At 32.1% G+C, this 19,464-nt stretch carries 17 protein-coding genes; 5 read left to right on the top strand and 12 right to left on the bottom strand.

All coding sequences use genetic code 11. The features are described 5' to 3' along the window. Positions 1 to 2 precede the first annotated feature (2 nt). Entirely contained in the window at positions 3 to 842 is an 840-nt protein-coding gene (locus FQU21_RS15645; RefSeq protein ID WP_147678953.1) for a thioredoxin family protein, read from the bottom strand. Between the two features lie 51 nt (positions 843 to 893). Beyond that, positions 894 to 1,388: a YkgJ family cysteine cluster protein gene (locus FQU21_RS15640; protein WP_147678952.1), complete on the bottom strand. Its 495-nt coding sequence runs from the start codon at positions 1,386 to 1,388 to the stop codon at positions 894 to 896. Positions 1,389 to 1,515: 127 nt separating this feature from the next. On the opposite strand from FQU21_RS15640, the gene FQU21_RS15635 reads away from it, so the two are divergent. Beyond that, on the top strand, positions 1,516 to 2,217 hold the full coding sequence (locus tag FQU21_RS15635; protein WP_147678951.1) for a class I SAM-dependent methyltransferase: 702 nt from the start codon (positions 1,516 to 1,518) through the stop codon (positions 2,215 to 2,217). Positions 2,218 to 2,534: 317 nt separating this feature from the next. Here FQU21_RS15635 and FQU21_RS15630 read toward each other — a convergent pair whose 3' ends face one another. Next, positions 2,535 to 4,256 carry a TonB-dependent receptor gene (locus tag FQU21_RS15630; RefSeq protein WP_147678950.1) on the bottom strand — a complete coding sequence of 574 codons (1,722 nt, stop codon included), beginning with the start codon at positions 4,254 to 4,256 and terminating at the stop codon, positions 2,535 to 2,537. A 56-nt stretch (positions 4,257 to 4,312) separates the two neighbouring features. Continuing rightward, a complete protein-coding gene (locus FQU21_RS15625) occupies positions 4,313 to 7,351 on the bottom strand; it encodes a tetratricopeptide repeat protein (RefSeq protein ID WP_147678949.1) in 3,039 nt (1,012 codons plus the stop codon). Positions 7,352 to 7,602: 251 nt separating this feature from the next. Here FQU21_RS15625 and FQU21_RS15620 point away from each other — a divergent pair, with 251 nt between their 5' ends. The 3 genes from FQU21_RS15620 to FQU21_RS15610 are packed head-to-tail and all read left to right on the top strand — an operon-like array spanning position 7,603 to position 10,580. Next, on the top strand, positions 7,603 to 8,286 hold the full coding sequence (locus tag FQU21_RS15620; protein WP_147678948.1) for a cell division ATP-binding protein FtsE: 684 nt from the start codon (positions 7,603 to 7,605) through the stop codon (positions 8,284 to 8,286). 35 nt (positions 8,287 to 8,321) lie between these two features. Beyond that, on the top strand, positions 8,322 to 9,638 hold the full coding sequence (locus FQU21_RS15615) for a capsular polysaccharide export protein, LipB/KpsS family (protein ID WP_147678947.1): 1,317 nt from the start codon (positions 8,322 to 8,324) through the stop codon (positions 9,636 to 9,638). Positions 9,639 to 9,641: 3 nt separating this feature from the next. Further along, positions 9,642 to 10,580 (top strand): glycosyltransferase family 2 protein, encoded by a 939-nt coding sequence (locus FQU21_RS15610; protein ID WP_147678946.1) that lies wholly within the window; start codon positions 9,642 to 9,644, stop codon positions 10,578 to 10,580. A 15-nt stretch (positions 10,581 to 10,595) separates the two neighbouring features. Here the strand turns inward: FQU21_RS15610 and FQU21_RS15605 are convergent, their stop codons facing one another. The 3 genes from FQU21_RS15605 to FQU21_RS15595 all read right to left on the bottom strand — a co-directional run bounded on the left by FQU21_RS15605 (position 10,596) and on the right by FQU21_RS15595 (position 13,496). Continuing rightward, on the bottom strand, positions 10,596 to 11,675 hold the full coding sequence (locus FQU21_RS15605) for a glycosyltransferase (RefSeq protein WP_147678945.1): 1,080 nt from the start codon (positions 11,673 to 11,675) through the stop codon (positions 10,596 to 10,598). Positions 11,676 to 11,701: 26 nt separating this feature from the next. Continuing rightward, entirely contained in the window at positions 11,702 to 12,118 is a 417-nt protein-coding gene (locus FQU21_RS15600) for a sugar 3,4-ketoisomerase (RefSeq protein WP_147678944.1), read from the bottom strand. Positions 12,119 to 12,398: 280 nt separating this feature from the next. Then, positions 12,399 to 13,496, bottom strand: a complete 1,098-nt coding sequence (locus FQU21_RS15595; RefSeq protein ID WP_147678943.1) for a glycosyltransferase — start codon at positions 13,494 to 13,496, stop codon at positions 12,399 to 12,401. Positions 13,497 to 13,616: 120 nt separating this feature from the next. Here FQU21_RS15595 and FQU21_RS15590 point away from each other — a divergent pair, with 120 nt between their 5' ends. Further along, complete coding sequence (locus FQU21_RS15590) at positions 13,617 to 14,513, top strand: glycosyltransferase family 2 protein (protein ID WP_147678942.1); 897 nt, start codon at positions 13,617 to 13,619, stop codon at positions 14,511 to 14,513. A gap of 27 nt (positions 14,514 to 14,540) precedes the next feature. Here the strand turns inward: FQU21_RS15590 and FQU21_RS15585 are convergent, their stop codons facing one another. From FQU21_RS15585 to FQU21_RS15565, 5 genes are all read right to left on the bottom strand, one after another. Further along, positions 14,541 to 15,986, bottom strand: a complete 1,446-nt coding sequence (locus FQU21_RS15585; protein ID WP_147678941.1) for an oligosaccharide flippase family protein — start codon at positions 15,984 to 15,986, stop codon at positions 14,541 to 14,543. Positions 15,987 to 15,989: 3 nt separating this feature from the next. After that, positions 15,990 to 16,991: a glycosyltransferase family protein gene (locus tag FQU21_RS15580; RefSeq protein WP_147678940.1), complete on the bottom strand. Its 1,002-nt coding sequence runs from the start codon at positions 16,989 to 16,991 to the stop codon at positions 15,990 to 15,992. Between the two features lie 33 nt (positions 16,992 to 17,024). Further along, positions 17,025 to 18,125: a DegT/DnrJ/EryC1/StrS family aminotransferase gene (locus FQU21_RS15575; protein WP_147678939.1), complete on the bottom strand. Its 1,101-nt coding sequence runs from the start codon at positions 18,123 to 18,125 to the stop codon at positions 17,025 to 17,027. Beyond that, a complete protein-coding gene (locus FQU21_RS15570; protein ID WP_147678938.1) occupies positions 18,122 to 19,102 on the bottom strand; it encodes a GNAT family N-acetyltransferase in 981 nt (326 codons plus the stop codon). Before FQU21_RS15570 ends, FQU21_RS15575 begins: the two co-directional genes overlap by 4 nt. 113 nt (positions 19,103 to 19,215) lie before the next feature. Next, the gene (locus FQU21_RS15565; RefSeq protein ID WP_147678937.1) at positions 19,216 to 19,461 is read right to left on the bottom strand and encodes a uroporphyrinogen decarboxylase; all 246 of its coding nucleotides are present in this window, start codon (positions 19,459 to 19,461) and stop codon (positions 19,216 to 19,218) included. Positions 19,462 to 19,464 lie beyond the last annotated feature (3 nt).

Below are 19,464 nucleotides of genomic sequence, written 5' to 3'. Positions count from 1 at the left end.
GTTTAAATAGATTGTAATAATAGTATGGTTTTTGCTTTTTCTACCTCCGATAACTGATTAAATCCACTAACCTTTCCATTCGCTTTTTTATTTTTCTCTCGAACAACATATTCAAGCTTATAAAACAAATCCTTATTCATATCATCTACCTGAACTTCGTTCCATTTAGACAGCATTTTTTCTGCCTTGCCTATTCTATTTAGAATGAGTCGAGCTTGAATTTCATATAATTCAATTTTTTGAATAAAGGCTTCTTTTTTAGGATTATCACTTAGGTTTAAAAACATTTCTGCTGTTTCAAAATATTCCTTCGATACTCTTAAAATATCTTTTTTAATTTTCTTATTAGACAATACAGCAAAATCCGAATATTTCATACCCAATCTAAAAGCTGTTGAAAATTTTTCCTTTTGATAAAAGCTCGACAGATATACTTTTAGCATAGAAGTATTGATCCTATAATTGGTTAGTAATAAAACAATATTAGTTTTATATAACGCTCCTTTTTTTCTCTTAAAAACTTTACCATTGGCATCTATAATAAAAATAGCTGGAGCATTTTTTACTTGATATTTATTAACAAGTTCTATAGATGTTGTACCATTTACTTTAAAAGGCACATAATGTTTTACTAATTGCTGCACCTCTTCATCTCCCCAAACCTTTTTATCTAAACTAATTGACGGTTTACAAAAAGGCGTGTAAAACTCTAATAAAATAGGTTTATTTGTTTCTAAAGCTTGTTTTTGAGCCGCTTCAAAATTTGTAAACCAATTAATTTCTTGAGCTTTCACTATAAACCCATAAAATATAAGACCAAAAAAAAGTAATTTCGTTTTCATGCAATAGCTCTATTCGGATAATTATAGACCCAAAAGATAACATAAATAAAACTAAACCTTAATCCGTTTTTTCATTTCCTCCACAATATTATACGCTGCTGGGCAAATAGCTACATTTTTTATAGTTAAATTGGATATTTGCTGAAATTTTTTCCGATCGGTGTGGGGGAATTCTCGGCAGGCTTTAGGGCGTACATCGTAAATGGAACAATAATTATCGGCACCTAAAAAAGTACAAGGTACGCTTTGCAATACATAATCATTTTCCTCATCCACACGTAAAAACTGGGATATAAATTGCTGTGTTTTCATCCGGAAATGCTTTGCAATTCTATCCACATCTTTATCTGTAAATAGTGGTCCCGTGGTTTTACAGCAGTTGGCACACTCCAAACAATCGGTACGTTTAAACTCTTGCTCATGCAAATCTTGCATAACATAATCTAAATTTTTGGGCGGCTTCTTTTTTAGCTTCGCGAAGAATTTTTTATTCTCGTTATCCTTATCTTTGGCCTGCTTTGGAAGATGTTTTAAAATGTCTTGCATGCCACAAAAATAGTATAATTTATGAGATTTTCGCTTTCGCGGAAATGAAATGAGATTACATTTTTTTAAAGAAAATAAAATAATAAAAGATTCCCTCCTTCGAGGGAATGACAAAACAGCCTTATTGATGAAAGACCTTTTCGGACAAGCTTTATTAGATTACCAAAACGGGAATTATACCGAAGATATTATAACTTCTACCAATATTTCGGATGATGATGTGTTGCCCATTCCTTATTTATTTCGTGGGTTTAGTGAGATGCCTAAACTAGAGCAAAAGGCTTTAAAACTTGCCAAAGGCGCTATTCTAGATGTGGGTTGCGGTTCGGGAAGTCATAGTTTGTATTTACAAGAAAATAATAAAACCGTTAAAGCTATTGACATATCGAAAGGAGCCATTGAGGTGGCTACACGTCGTGGTGTTTTACATGCTGAAACGAAAGCAATTTTAGATGAAACGGACACTTTTGATACCGTTTTAATTTTAATGAATGGTACTGGAATTTTCCAAGAACTCTCTCAGGTTTCGAAACATTTAACCCATTTGAAAAGGTTACTGAATGCTGGCGGACAAATTTTAATTGATTCCTCGGATATTAAATATATGTACGAGGATGAAGATGGTGGTTATTGGATGGATACCAATGCGAATTATCATGGGGAGCTCGACTATTTTTTAACTTATAAAGGTGAAGAAGAAACGGCTATGAAATGGTTATATCTCGATTTTGAAACTTTAAATTTAGCTTGCGAAACGGTTGGTTTAAATTGCGAATTGGTTTTGGAAGGCGAACATTTTGATTATTTAGCCCGTTTGACTGCTATTTAATTGCTTTTGAAATTGCAATTAATCACTGATACAAAACAATACAAACAAAACATCTCACCTTTTGGAAAACCCCTACTTTAGCGGGCTGACCCGCGTTAGGGATTGATGCGGCATCCTTTTTAAACCTAATTGGAAAAATTTTTTTTGATAAACCATGAATTAAACAAAATAACCTGTTTTAGCACCAAAAGCGAACCTTTTAAAAAGATATAGCGGAAAGCCCGACCCGGAGGGTAACGCTCAAAAAACACAAAACCCTGAAACATGTTCAGGGTTATGGTTATTATTTTTCTGTTTTTGAAAAAGTAAAAAGTCGGTTACTGAAAATCGAATTTAAACGTGGCGCCGGCCAAAAACTGAATGCCTTGCACTGGTGTATTTAACCAACGTTGATAATTATTATTGGCAATATTATTGGCTTTTGCGAATACGGAAACTTGCTCGTTTATGTGATAGCCCAGGTGCGCATTGGCATCGAAATAGCTGTCTAAAGTTATTGGCGTCGCGTTTGAAGTCTCTGGTTCTAAAAGATCTTGACGCTCGCCCATGAAAAATAAATTAGCACCCGCAAACCAATTTTGGTCTATTTGATAATCTAAAAACAGATTTCCTTTTACCTCTGGCAAATTCCAGGCTTCGGCTTGGGTATCGGTATCGTAACTGAAATATTCGGCTTTTATGCCTAAGTTGAAATTACGATTGACGTCCACATTTATTTCTCCGGAAAGTCCGAAAGTTGTGATGTTATCGTAAACCATTCCGAATGAATTTCCGTAATCGTAAGGACGTCCAGGCGCACTTCTAATAACATTGGTGCGGTATAAAGCTTTACTTTGATCGGAAGCGTAACTACCACTAATACTGTAGCTCATGGCGCTAGATAACTTTCCTTTTAACCCCAGGTAAGCATTGTATTGCTGATCGGTTGGCGTAATGGATAATGTTGGTGATAGGTATGGATTTTCGTTTGCAAAATCGTAATATGAATTCTGAATTAAATCGCCTTGTAAACCTCCAAAAGCAATAACCACATCGCTAACCAAACGGTAACTTGCTGTGATGTTTGGGTAGATATAAAATTTACTTTCGCTATTTGCGGTATCGTTTAAAAAATAGGCTGAAATTCCTAAATTTAAAGTTAAATCGTCTTGCACTATTTGATAAGTTGGCATAAGCCCGACTTGAATATTACCGTATTCGATATCGGTAGGATTAGAAAAATCTTGATCGAATGTACCGCCTAAATAATCGATTTTTATTTCGGTTGAAATTTCTTCTCTATTCACAGGAATATCAACTTTTCCTTTGGCAATAAATCTATTTTCACCCGAACCTTGGTTATCTCCAAAGCGTCTAAAAAACACACTTCCAGAGTTTATATAAGTATCTTCGAAACTAAAATCGCCACCAACGTGAGCGTTATAGTAGGTATGTGCCACATCGATATTATCGGCTTGTGCTGCTAAAACTTCTACTTCTGGAACACCGTACCAGTTATATTTTTGGTATTGAAAACCACCGTCTACATTCCATGCCATATATCGGGTTCGGCTAGCGTAATTCACATTTATTTTTGAATCTGAAAAGCCATTATCGAATGCCACACCATCGATATCGCCGCCCGATGAATGGTGACTTACATATCCACCAACACTTTCGTTACGGTTAATGGCATGATTTAAATAGACCTCGCCCAAAATAGACGTGTAACTTCCAACCCCTAAAGAAGCATAATTATCGTATAATTTTACAGGTTTTGTTTTTTCTACCACAGCCGCTTTTCCCTTTGATGGCGTAAAGGTTGATGCTACTGGAAACGAAAAGATATTGTATTTAATATCTTTTTTGGTATCGGTAGTGGCATCGTCCAAAATTGGCGTTTCTTTTACTTTAAAAGCATCGGAAATAGATGGCGCGTAGGGTTTAACAATATCGATAACACCCGTATTAATGGTATCATTCTGTTTGCTTTGTGCATACCCAAATGTTGCGACTAATGTGGTGGCAACGGTTAATATTTTATTGATGTGCTTGCGCATATTATATAATTTTTATTTCTTAATTAAATTCTAAGATTTCAACGGTCACTCCCCCTTTAATCTTCCGGTAAAATAGAGGAGTTTGTTTTAGCTTCTTCTTTCTTAATTTTACTTAATTCCGTTTTAGCTTCTTCAACAACATCTGTATATGTAGCAAAGTTTTTAATAACACTTTCTAAAATATAGGTAGCTTGAAAAGCATCTTTTAAAGCGTAGAAATTTTTCGCCATAAGCACTAAACCTTTCGCACTATAATATTTATATCCTGAAAAATCTTTCGCCAATTTTTGAGCCGTAACGTTTGATGCTTCGTGCTGTCCTTCTTTATTTTTAAAATACGCATTGTAATATAACGCTTCGGCAGCTGTTTCTCCCGTAGCAACTTGCTCTACTTGGGCATAAGCTGTTTTTGCTAAAGTTTCATTGTTTGTTTTAATGGCTAAACGCGCGATAATAACTTGAGCATCGGCTTTAATTTTATTATCGATTTTAGAATTTTTCAAAACTTTTTCAGCATAGGAAACGGCAGCATCATAGTTATTCAATTCGTAATTCGCTTTCATTAAATTAGACTGTGCAAAAATGACGTTTTGCGGAAAATTAGCTTCGCCTTCCAATCTTGATAAAATAGGCATGGCGGAATTCCAATTTTTCGAACTTAAATAAAACTGTGATAATTTTGATAAGGCTTCCTCGGTATATTCACTTCTGGACGCATCCACAACATATTTATAATGTGGGGCAGCATTTTCCATTAAATTGGTTTTAGCATACAGTTGCGCTAGGTAAAAATGCGATTGTAACGCATGTAAGCCGCGTGGAAATTCGCTTAAATATTTATTGAACTGCGTAATGGCTTTATCTGTATTATTATCTAAATATTGTTTTTCAGCAGCTTCATAAGTGGCGTTATCCAAATCGGCATCGGTAACTTCAACATAATCCAGTTGCTTTACCCAAACCGCGTATTCATTAACACGCCCTAAATCGATATAAATTAATCTTGCAGTTGCAACGGCTTGAACAGCTTCTGCAGAGCCCGCGTAATCTTTAGCTACTTTTTTAAATTTCACCAAGGCTTGCTCATTTTGACTCGCGTTATAATAGACCAATCCTTGACGCAACAAACTTTTTGGCACAAAAGCACTCGTTTTATATTCGTTTGCTAAACGATCGTAAACCGGCATCGCTTTATCGGTTTGGTTGGCTTTTACATAGGAATTCCCCAGTTCGAACATGGCATCATCACGAAGTTTCGATTTTGGATATTTCGAAATAAAACTGTTTAATTCACTTATTTTTCCTGAAGCATTCCCGGCATAACCAGTACTAATCGCTTTTTGAAAGTAAGCGTAATCCGATTCTATTTCATTTAATCTAATAGCATTTTCGTAAGCATTAATCGCACTACTATATTCGCTAGACACAAAGTACGCATCACCCAAACGTAAATAAGCATCATTCAATCTCACTTTGTCATTATTTTTATTTGAAATAAATTGGTTAAAGTAAGTTGTTGCTTGCCCATAGTTTTTAAGTTTGAAATAGGTGTAAGCTAAGTTGTAATCAAGATTTTCAAACTCCGGTGTAGATGACGCTTCCGTTTGTAACTGAAATTGTTTAAACCCAATTAAAGCATCATCGTAGTTTGTTAAGTTATAATCGGTTTCAGCTTTCCAAAACGTCGCTCTTGCTGTAAAACGTTGGTCTTGTTGCTCTTTTAAAGAACCATCAAAAAGCGCGGCAGCTTCTTTAAATTTGTTTTCATTATACAATTCTAATCCTCTATAAAAAGCCACTTTTTGGTAAGCTACCTTATTTTCAAAACTATGCTTGCCTTGTAATAATTCTAGAGCTTCTTTATAATTTTTAGAGGTAATATAAGAGTCGATCAAAAGCGTTTCCACTTCTTCTTTATAACTTGTATTTGGATACTTCTCTAAATAACCAGCTAATACTTGCGGTGCCGATTGGTAGGAGTTTCCTATTTCATAACTAATTTTAGCATAATTCAACCAAGAATCTTCCTGAATTTTTAAATCGAAATCCATTTCCGAAGCATTCTTAAAGGCATTTAAAGCTTCTTGTTTTTTACCTAAATGAATATAACTTTCACCTAAATGATAATACGCGTTTTGAGCAATTGAGTTTTTACCGCCAATAATTTTATTGAATTCGGATACAGCATTTTCAAAATCACCTTGTTTATAATAGGCGTAGCCTAATTGATAATAATCGGTATTACTCCATTTTCCAACACGATCTCTAGTGCCTTTCTTCCCTTTGTATGCTGTTAAATAAGGAATGGCTTCCGCATATTTCTCTAAGTTGAAATAGCTTTCGCCGATAATTTTAGAAAGTTCGGACACTTCATCCGCATCACTTTTATCCAACTGCTCTTTGGCCAATGTAATAGCTTCTTCAAATTTTCCTAATTTAAAATGTAAGTCCGCTTGATAGTATGATAGTTTTTCTTGGTAACGTTCTTGGTCGTTTACCTGTTCGAAATACTCATTGGCTTTTTCGTAATCGTCCCCTTCATAAGCCATAAAACCGATATAATATTTAGCCTGAGATCCGTATTCTTGGGAGTCTTCAACTTTAGCTAAATATTTCTTTGCATCTTTAAATTGCTTTGTTAAAAAGGCGGTATAACCGTTATTGAAATAGAATTTTTCTTTTTCAGATTTACCTAAGGCATTTACATCTACTTTTTTGTACCATTTACGGGCATAAGCATATTTTCCGTTTGCAAAATAGTAATCGGCAACATCCACAAAAGCGGTATTTCTCTTGGTGCTCGTAGGATAATCTTCAACAAAATTCTCGATAAGTTGATCGGCGTTTTGCTGATTTAAACGTACCGCACAATTAGCGATGTAGTAAGCACAATCGGATTGTAAAAGCTCAGCATCTGCTGTTTTTTCAACCGCACTAAACAAAGACTTAGCGGCTAAGTATTGTTGATTATTATAAAGTGATAATGCTTTTTGATACTCCACCAAGTCACCGGTATAAACTGCCGATTTTTGAGCCATAATTTGACCACTAAAACCAATAGCAACTAACAGGGAAAAAATATTATTCTTAATCATTAACAATATGTTTTTTATTTAAAATCAAAGATAATTATATAATAAATCTATAACGAAATAATTGTGCCATAATTACAATAAGTCGCAAAATTTTAAGTTTTCTTTTTGTTTTGAATTTTGTATTATACACTTTAGTAAAAAAAACAATAGCATTATATTTAAAATTAAAACGAAGTCTAAAACTTTTTATGCTTAACTTTTAGCCTTTCAGTTTTTAATAATACATTTACATCACTTTAAAATCCGCTTTTATGTCGAATGCCATTTTAGAATTAAAAAACGCTTCTATTTTTCAAGGAGAAAGCTTGGTGCTTTCTGATGTTAATGTTAAAATTAACAAAGGAGAATTTGTGTATTTAATTGGTAAAACCGGTACCGGAAAAAGTAGTTTTATGAAAACACTTTATGGCGATTTACCCTTAACGGAAGGAGAAGGACATATTGTAGATTTCAACCTAAAAACCTTAAAAGAAAAAGAAATTCCTTTTTTACGACGAAAATTAGGTGTGGTTTTTCAGGATTTTAAATTACTTCCCGACCGCACGATAAACGATAATTTACTATTTGTTTTAAAAGCAACGGGTTGGAAAGATAAAGCTGAAATGAACACTCGTGTTGAAGATGTTTTAAACAAGGTTGACATGAAAACCAAAGGCTTTAAATTCCCGCACGAACTCTCGGGGGGCGAGCAGCAACGTGTGGCCATTGCCCGTGCTTTACTTAATAATCCCGAGCTTATTTTAGCCGATGAACCTACAGGAAATTTAGATCCACAAACCAGTATTGAGGTTATGGAAGTGCTGCAAGATATTAACAAAAACGGCAATACCATTTTAATGGCTACCCACGATTATGCTTTGCTTTTAAAATACCCAAGCAAAACGTTGAAGTGCGATGAGAATGCGGTTTATGAGGTGGTGCAACGAAAGGGGTAAAAGTGTTTTATGGTTTCATTTATTAGGTTTTCAACATGAAAATACTTTGTATTGGGTATTACGATAAGTTTTCAAGGTTTTTTTTAGGTCTAAAAAAAGCATCCCCTGCCTTAAACATAAAAATTTTAAGTCTTTATTTTAGTGGGTATTTATATTCTATTTTTAGATTAACCCCCTCCACGCTTTTATCCTTTAAATCTTGGGCAAATGCTCTGGTTAATAAAAAAAAGTATTTAAATATCATTAACCATCAAAATGCTTATAAAAATATATCCTTTGAAAGTATTATAGCGTTTCATTTAAAACTAAATAAAAATATTTCTAAACGGAATTTATTGCTTCAAGCTGTTTCATATATAGACCTTATTCATGCAGAGTTTACTTCTTTTAAACCAGATGCAATTCTACTAATTGGCGACTCGAGATTATCTATTGAAATAACAAAAAAAATAGCAAAATCACTTAACATCAAAGTCTACTTTATAGAGTTAGGTCCTTTTGACACCACTTTTTTTGATGAACAAGGGGTTAATGCCAACGCATCTATTAGACAGTTTGAAATAGCAAAGAAAGATCAATTGACACCACAACAACAAAAAGATATCCAAGCCTTTATAAATCGTCCTAAAACAATAAAATACAAACGGTCGCCGTTCTATAGAGCGATCGACTTAACCATAGATAAATTACTCCATAATACTTATTTCTACCCACCCGATTTAAAGTATTCAGACACTTTCCCAAAAATAAATATTAACAAAAATCAAAGGGAGTTTTCTTTTAAAGCTCACAGTACTACAAATAAATTTTTGCTTATTTTACAAGTACCAATGGATGTTAACTTGGTGTATCATAGCCCATATTTTAGTAATCATTACCAAATGGTTAAAAACATTTATAAAAACCTTCCTGCAAACTCTAAACTGTACTTGCGAGAACACCCAATTTACAGAGGGAAATACGAAAAAAAACTTTACGATTTCTGTGATACACACAACATTTATTTTGATACGTGTGCCTCGATTAACAAAAGTTTAAATCTTGCTGATGTAATTATTGTAAACAATTCTACCACAGGAATAGAAGCGATTTCGTTAAAAAAAACGGTTGTAGTTTTAGGAAATGCTTATTATGATCACCCCAAATTATGTATTAAATATACCAAACATGACAATTTAAACCAGTTGCTTTGTAGAGCTTTAGATTTTACCCCAAATGAACATGAACTCAACATTTTTTTAAATGAATTTTTGTTTAATTATTTAATTCCTGGATTTTTAACAGATCAAAATTTGAATTCGGCTAAAATTATTGGAAATAAAATTTTAAGGGAACACTCTAAACATAACTAAATTATGCCTTTTTTTTCTGTAATTATTCCGTTGTATAATAAAAAACCCTATATAAAAAACACTTTGAAAAGTGTTTTAAATCAAAGTTTTAAGGATTTTGAAATTATTGTAATAAATGATGGCTCCAACGATGGAAGCATTGATGAAGTACACCAAATAACAGACGATAGACTGGTTATTTATAACCAAAGCAACTCAGGTGTTTCTATGGCTAGAAATTTGGGTATAAAAAAAGCCAACAGTAAATACATAGCGTTAATAGATGCCGATGATTTTTGGAAACCAAACCATTTACAGGAACATTATAATAGTATTCAAAAATTCCCTGAAGCTGATTTATTTTGTAATGCCTATGCATTAAAACTATCTAAAAATCACATTATAAATGCCCGATATAGTTCACCAAAAAAAGCACACCCCCATATTATTGACAATTATTTTAAAGCCAGTTGTATCCACCCCATAGGTTGGACTTCGGCTATTACATTCAATAAAAAAAGTTTTGATGATATTGGAGGTTTCAACCCCAAATATCCCGTAGTAGAAGATCTTGATTTACTAATAAAATTTGGTCTTAAAAAAACCATTGTATTTAACCCAGTAACCACATGTTGGTATGATAAAACGGTGGTTGGTAGCTTATCAAAAGAAAGTCATCACCAAGACATAAAATACGAATTGTTTAATAGTTTTAAAGCAGAAGAAGAGGCCTTCCCTTATTTAAAAAAATATTTAACTCTAAATAAATATTCGCTGGCCATTCAATGTAAACTTGCAAACAACAAAACCACGTTTAAGAAACTATATCCAACCATTGATAAATCTCTATTAAACTCCAAACAGCGCCTACTTTTAATTGCTCCAGTTTTTACCACCAAACTCGCAAAAAAAATACATAGCTTTCTTATAAAAAAGAACATTTACTTTACGGCCTACAATTAAGATTGTTTTTTAAAGTCAGTTTAAAGATTCCAAAAAAATCTGCCAATCCTTTGTAATGTTTTCAATACTAAACTGATCGACACTAATTTTAGCATTATTTTTACAGGTGGTATAAAGAACTTTATTTTCAATGAAACTATTAAACGCCTCGGCTAAAGCGTTTATATTATGATTTTCTACCAGTAAACCATTATACTTATCTTTAATAATTTCTTTTGGCCCCGATTTACAATTTACAGAAACAACAGGAGTTCCACAAATTAAAGACTCTATTAACACTCTAGGGAACCCTTCAAAATAGCTGGTTAACACCGTAAATTTTGCTTTTTTTACATAAGGAAAAGGATTCTTTAAAAATGGTATATGCACCACGTTATCTTCAAGTTGGAGGGCTTTTATTTTTTCACTAAAACCTGTTTCATCTTGTTCTTGTCCTACCACATACAGCTTAATGCCTCTACTAGGTAAAGCAGAGGTTTTATAAGCACTCAAAAGCAAGGAAAGGTTTTTAACACGTTCCTCAATGCGTCCATACCAAAGCACATAAGTATCGTTTACATTTATTTTTTCATTGGCTTGAGCTACAATTGTTTCAATTCCTGTGGCATTATAGATTAAAGTGCTATTGGTTAAACTATATTTTTTGGTTATTGCCTGTTTTATTTCTTGACTTACCGTTACAAGTTTCGACTTGTTTTTATATAATAATTTAGCCAAAAATGGATGGTGAGGAAAATAATAATTTAAACAAAAACTCCTAACCACAAAAACCTTTGTTTTGGCCTTAAACACAAAATTATGTAGTACAAATTCTTTAAGAAATATAGGTCGTGTTCGGTTATCGATAATGACGTCGAAATCTTGAGTTTTAAAATAAGATTTTAGAATTCTTATTTTTTTAAAACCAGATAGATTCGCTCCATACTTTTCCTCCAAATTAAACAGTGTTCCAGAAAATTCGTAATCGATATCATTTTTAGTAATTACAACATGAACGTCGTGCTTAAGTTTAAAAAGCATCCTTGTTAATATGGCTGTAGATCTTTCGGCTCCACCTTTAGCCAACGACGTGGTAACTACACAAATTTTTTTCATTTAATAGAGTTAAAATCAGTTTGGTGTTATTTTGATTTTACAAAACTTTTAAAATCGGTAAAATCTCTGATATAGTCGGATTCATCAAACACATCCGACGCCAAAACTAAACATACAGAACCTGATGAGAAATTTTCTAATTCTCTCCATATTCCGGGAACAATTAACAACCCTTTATTTGGTTTATTTAAAGTAAATTTTGTTTGGTTTTCACCATCTTTTAGAAGTACATCAAAACTACCACTTAAAGAAACTAAAAATTGATACAATTTTTTATGAGCATGCCCACCTCGATAGGAATCACTTGGCACATCATATAAGTAATAAACCCGTTTCACTTCAAATGGTAAAGTGTTTTTTTCAATTACAGATAAATTCCCTCTGGGATCGCTTATTTTCGGTATATCTATAATTTGAAGATCTTTAATTGTCGTTTTAATCATCACTATTTTTTTAATCAATTAGGTTCATCTTCTCTAGTATAGCCAAATAACAGGTCGCGCTAATTTCACAAAATTATCCCCTAAGGCGAGTATCTATTTTTCTATTGATAGTATCCTAAAAAATAAATTTCCTTTTTTCTTATGACTCACAGATTTAACTATTCATTTCTATCTTGGTAATATAAGGTTATTAAGCAAAAAACAAAATAATTAACAACCTTTATGCAAGTATTAAAACAAACCTAACTTCTTTCTATAATACAAATTAAACACAAAACTTTTAGTAAATATGTAATAACTTCGCCCATTTATTATAGACGGCATCGTTAGAATACTTACATACCGAAGCTTTACTATTAGCCTTACAATTTACATATAATTCTTTGTTGGAACACATTATATCCATCGCATTTTTAAATGCAATAAAATCCTGATCTTCAACTAAAATGCCATTTTCATTATGGTTAATTATTTCTGATGGTCCTGTTTTACAATTAAAAGATACTACTGGTGTTCCTAAAGCTAAAGACTCAACTAAAACCATTGGCATCCCTTCAATTTTACTAGATAATATTAAAAATTCGCTTTGTGCTATATACGGATAAGGATTCTTTTTAAACCCTAATAATTTTACAATATCATTTAATTTATGATCTAAAATAATATGCTCTAAGACCTTTTTATCCTCACCTCTTCCTAAAATATAAAGAGGAATTTTATGTTTAGCTGCATAGGTATCTTTATAAGCAAGTATTAATTTATCAAACTGTTTTACTTCATTTTTCAATCTTCCAACGGCTACTATAAAAGGCTTATCGAAAGTTTTTTTTATTTGTTGACTTTTTACAATAATATCCTTATTGTAAAAATTTGGTATATAAATTAAGTTTTTAAAATCATACAATTTCTTAACCTCAAAATAAATCCCCTTTGACACAACAACAACCGCCTTGGCTTTATTGTATAATCTATAAAAAATTATGTGCTGGGGTAAATAATTATACACCCTATAGGAATGAATTGTAAGTACTGTTTTTTTTAAATCTGTAATAAAAAGATGAAAAATAAGTTCTCTAAAAACATTATTTTTCACTCTAAAATCTAAATAAAAATCGGCGTTAATTTGTTTATATACTTTTTTAAGTTGAAATAATTTTTTAATGGTTTTAAAAAAAGGAATGTTATGCTTAATTCCTCCTAAATTGTACAATTCTCCTTTAAAATCGTAATCTATCCCACCTTGCATTGAAACTATGGAAACCTTAACTTTTTTTGTTTCATAAAAAGATTTTGATAATAATGATGCCGCCTTTTCTGCGCCTCCACCCGTTAAACAGTCCACAAGAATGCATACATGTGGTATATTACCATTAGTCATTTTTAAAAAGTTTAGATTTACCAACAAATATAATTATAAACTTGAAACTCATAGTATATTTGTAAGTAAGCTAATATAACTCAACAAATAAATTTAGCCTTCGGTTTTTAAATACGTCCAATGTTAAACACACCCCCATTAGTAACGGTAGTATGTTCCTGCTATAACCAGAGCGCATATGTAGAAAAAACACTCAACTCGGTTATAAACCAAACCTACAACAATATCCAATTAATAATTATAGATGATTATAGCGACGATAATTCTATTGAAATTATTAACCAATGGATTTTAAAACACAACACCGGTTTACTTATTAAAAACAGTAAAAACCTTGGCCTTACCAAATCAGTTAATGCTTCATTTAAGCATGTTAAAGGCTGTTTTTTTTTAGATTTAGCGGCAGATGATGTATTATTACCTCATTGTATTGAAACCCAAGTTTCTGTTTTTAACACCCACACCACCATACCTATAGGTATTGTATTTGGGAATGCCAGAGTAATCGATCTAAACAGCGAAACCAGATACACTTACTACAACAAGTTTTCTCTCCTCAAAAAAACAACCAAACCAGAACATGGTTTTATTTATAAAAATATACTAAACCACTCCAACACTATTTGCTCTGTAAGTGCTTTAATCAACACAAAAACGTTCAAAGCGCTAGGCGGTTATGATGAAAACCTGGTTTACGAAGATTATGATTTTTGGCTAAGAACAGCACGCCAATACCATATCCTTTATGTCGATAACATTTTGGTTGAACGGTTAAAACTTAAAACCTCTTTAGGAAACACAAATTATTTAAGATTTAATAAAAAAGCTTTAAAGTTTAAACACGCTACATATAGTATTGTAAAAAAAACGTTTAAAATGAATTTAAACAAAGAAGAAGATCAAGCTTCTATGGAAAAGATACGATTGGAACTAAAAGAAAACTTAAAACAATTTAATATTTTACTTAGTCTAAAGTATTTTATTTTGTGGTTAAAATTTAAATACAGACATTTTTAATATATGCTAATACTAATAGCTTCACACTTACTTTAGAAGTCTATTACGCAGTTTAACAAAAGAATACAACATTGAAAAAACAGCCATAATAAATAACACGATATTAAAACCTTTAAAATCGTAAACTAAAAACACCAATACCACTAACGCACAAACTAGTATTGCTGTCAACATAATATACAAGGTATCTTTTCTATATTTAAACTGATAATGTTTCATTACAGTTACGTAGGTATAAATACCCGATATTACAAACATAACAACCATAGCTATACCTAAACCTAAAAGTCCAAAATAATAAAATCCTACTAAGGCACTTATCACATTTACACTATCTCCAATAAGGTTTTGTTTCAAATAAAGTTTCTTGTTTCCTTTAATAAGAGCAATAAAGCCAATAGGCCAAACTACAGCTTTTAAAACAACCCCAATTAACCCTATTTTTAAAATAAGTAGTACATCTAAAAACGCTTTAGAATACAAAATAGGAACTAAATAAGGAGCTATTACGTATAACACCAAAACAGCAGGAACAACAACTAATAAAGCAAACTCTGTTTGGTCGTTCACCAAGTTATTAAACTGCTGCTCATTATCTTCATAATTACACAATCGTGGATAGAAATCATTCGCCATAGCCGCAAAAACCAAACCTATATAACTTACTAAAAAGGTGTTTCCTACTTGATAAACTCCTAATATTTCATACGAGTGATATTTTATTAAAAACCACCTAATAATATAAAAACAAACTTGACCAAATACCGCACTTACAGACAAAAGTAGTCCTAATTTAGCCATGGGTAATCCTTCTTTAAATATTTGACTAACCGCTATTTTCACCTTACTAACCGCTATTGTTTTTGTAAAATACAAACTCAATAAAAAATTAGCCATGGCCGTTAACACTATTACAGGAATTATGCCATCTATGCCATAAAAATAATAAACCAAAACGGCTATTACCGACGAGATAAGACTGGAAAGAATATTATATAAAACAATAAGGCTTACCTTTTTCTTGGCTTGCAAAACGGCCATACGAATAGACGAAATAGTATTAAAGACAAAATATAAACTTAACCCCATAATCCATAAGTATTTTGAGTCTGTTTTAAAAACAACATTACTAATTTGTTTAGAAAACAAAAGCAACACGAACAGCCCCAACATACCAGTAAACAAACCCCATATATAAACAATTTTTATAAGTCTTGCCGAGGCTGCACTAGATTCGTCTTCTTGCTGGTCTAACAACGCCACCTCTCTTACACTACTAGAAGCAATACCAAAGTTAGTTACGCCACGAACTAACCTAAGAATATTATCTATCAAACCAATAATACCAATTCCTGCTGGACCAATTAGAACGGCTGCAGCTTTATTACACACAAGCCTAGCACCAATCCCAATTATTTGAGACACCGCAAACATACTCGTGTTTTTAAAAATTATTTTATGAAAATTGCTCAAGGTTTAATCTATTTTACAGCCAAATTTTCGATACTTTTGTTTAAAAGCTTCAACCCACTTCTCCCATATTAAGGCCAACTCAAGGTCTCCGGTTTCTGTATTTAATATATCTAAAATTTCGGTTTCTTTTAAATCCTTAGGCAAACTATTAATAGCAGCAAATTCGTTTTTCATCCAAGCTTCGTTTAGCAACCTGTTCACTTTTAATAGCTTCATATTATCGGTCTCACTTTTTTTTACCCCAAAAGTTGCAGAACTACAAAACCCAGTTTTAAAGTATTCTTTTTTCCCATGGGCTATTTGGCTTTCCGGATGTGTTTTCAAATAATGTAAAGCATTAAATAATTGCAAACTTTCATCAATTTCATCATCATGATTTTGCCATAAACAGGTGAAATAACTTTTTTTAAAAATGGCACCTGCTACAGAATAAATACTGTAATAAGGTAAAATATTCTTAAACGCATTTAACTTAAAAAACCCAACCAACTTATTAAACCCGTAACCGTAAGTTCTAAAAATAAGCTTAAACAAAAAGGGAATCCCAGTAAGCAATCTTGGTTTTACCATATTAAATACTTCAAATACTTCTGTAATTCGGTTTGTAGTTAATTTAGGATTTCCTAACCAAAATAGCTTTAAGAACACCACGTTTTTATTCTTTAATGTAAAACCTAATGACTTCAAATCTAAATCTTCCACCACCCAAATATCATCCTCTAGCAATAAAAAATGGTCGCTTGCCATATTGGCCGATTCCACCCAAAAATCAATAGGAATCTTAAACTCGTTTAAATGATCGCCTGCAGTTGATTTAACCTGATGTAAGGCAGATTTTAAAATTTTTACTTCGGTATATTTTTGAGTAATTTTATCTAGATATTTTTGAGGTGTTCCATCATCTAATATATAAATCCTATCATATCCAGTAATGTGCTTCTGTATGGAATATAAACATCGATCTAAATAATAGGGACGATTAAACGACTTTATTAATATATCCATTAAACAATATAAGTTTTAAAATTGAACTATAAATTAATACCTGTTTATAACGTCTATTATTTTTTCAACTTCGAAGGGCGCTAATACAGGATTCATGGGTAAACTTAAAACATCTTCATGAATTTTCTCTGTAATGGGATGCCTTTGTTTTTCAAACTCCGCATAAGCCCCTTGTTTGTGTGTGGGTATTGGATAATGAATAGAAGTTTCTATACCATGTTGATATAAAAACGCTCGTAAATCATCCCTTGTTTGGCATCGAATTATAAATTGATGAAAAACATGATCTGCTAACCCAGAAAAATACGGCAAGGCTATTTTAGGATTTTTTATTTTATTTAAATATGAATTAGCTAACTCCTGTCGTTTTAAATTATCTCGATCTAAGCACGGTAACTTCACTCTTAAAAATGCTGCTTGCAACTCGTCTAACCTACAATTAAAACCCTTAATATCATTCTCATAAGTTGAACTTCTTCCATAATTTCGGAGTTTATATATAGTTTCTGCTAATTCTAGATTATTAGTAGTGACTGCTCCGCCATCACCCAAAGCGCCTAAATTTTTTGTTGGGTAAAAACTAAACGCCGCAGCATTAGAAACAGATCCAGCTTTCCTTCCCTTTTCATTTGTTGCGCCTTGTGCCTGTGCTGCATCTTCAATTAATAGTAAATTATTGGTCTTGCAAATGGCCTTTAGCTTATCTACTTCATACAATTGCCCATACAAATGTACTCCCAAAACAGCTTTTGTATTCTTGGTTATAGCCGCTTCAATATTATTGACATCAATATTAAAAGTAGCAGGATTAGGCTCTACTAAAACAGGTATCAATTTTGTATTCGAAATGGCCAAAACAGAAGCTATATATGTGTTTGCTGGCACAATAACTTCATCGCCTTCCTTCAATAATTCTAGAACTTTATAAGCTTCAAAAATAAGTTCTAGAGCGTCGAGCCCGGAACTTACACCAACACAGTATGTGGTTCCACAATATGCCGCAAATTCTTTTTCAAACTTCAAGACCTCTTCACCTAAAATGTATTGTCCGGAGTTTAAAAATCTATCAAACTTAGCTTTAAATTCTATCTCGAACCGTTTATTTATCAATTTTAAATCTAAGAATTTAATCATATAAACACCGTATTTAGCAATGGATAATTATTAACGTCTATTTTATAAAAATCTTGCGTTACCGTTCGCGCTCCAAACCCTTCTTTCCAGAATTGTAGGCCTTTATTAATATGCAATCCGTTATTTTCATTCGATGTTCCAAAGTCGAAATACCTCTTAGCGTTAAATGTTTCGTTAATTAAATAGTGATGTAAAAAATCTAAACTTCCTAATGTGTTTTTATCGTCATTCCCAGAGATATATTGGGCATGAGCAACGTGTTCGGTTTCAAAAATAGTAGTCCCTGCCACTATATTTTTGTCGTGGTAAACATTAAACTGCCTTATATTTTTAGGAAAACGTTTTTTTAACAAAGTAATTTCATCTAAGCTATGTACTGGTTTAGCTTTATGTTTTTGTTCTAAATTTTTTATCAGAATTTGGTTCCAAAACAATTCGAAATCTTCCACTTCTTTTACAACCAAATTATGCTTCACTCCACGTTTATATCCTTCTAACCTATTTCTCGAAATTTTTAACGCCTTATTGTTTATATTAATCACAGACAGCGTATCTTTTCTAAACAGTTCTGCTTTTAGAATAAACATTAAATAATTTATCTCCTCGGTAAAAACTCGAGGATATATGGATGGTATTTCCTTAATAAAAAAACTGGTAATACTACAATCTTTTAAAAACTGAAGCACAGACTTAAATATATTAAGTACCCTATCAAACTTAACCTGTTCGGTAAATAACACCCCCCCATAAGTTAATCCTTGATGAGAATAAACTTCATGGTCTTTTTTATTAGCCGGAAGTAATGCTACTAATTTATTTTTGAAATATATAAGCAATGAAAAGTCTTCAAATCGATCTTGATGGTATTCCATAAAATCGCGATGAAATAGAAACGTGCCATTTTTGGAGTGTGATACAAATGCATTCCATTCTGTATAATTTGCTGCACTGTATTTTACAACTTTGAAATCATTCATTTGTTCGAATTCATAAATATTACATGTTCAACTTTAGGAAATGAACATCTAATATAAGAAATTGTAAACTAGAAAACAGACCACTGAATAAAACAATGTTGTTTTAAAAGAAATTACTTATTATAGGTAGATTTATTTCTAATTATAAATACGACATTAACACATAATATAGCCGCATTAGTAATTATAATAGGCTTAGAGATTGGAGATAACATTATGCCATAAAACACGAATAGTAAACACCCCAAGATGTTTACTATTCGTAAATTAATTACAGATGTCATTAAAAAGGATACTAAAACGGTAGCCATTGCAGCATACCCTACCCATTCTGTAAAGGAAATCCCTAAGAATTCCATGTA

It is taken from the genome of Algibacter pacificus (genome assembly GCF_008033385.1).
In the GTDB taxonomy this organism is placed as follows: Bacteria; Bacteroidota; Bacteroidia; order Flavobacteriales; family Flavobacteriaceae; genus Algibacter; species Algibacter pacificus.
Note: the sequence above shows the minus strand (reverse complement) of the source record. Positions and strands in the feature narration are given on the sequence as shown.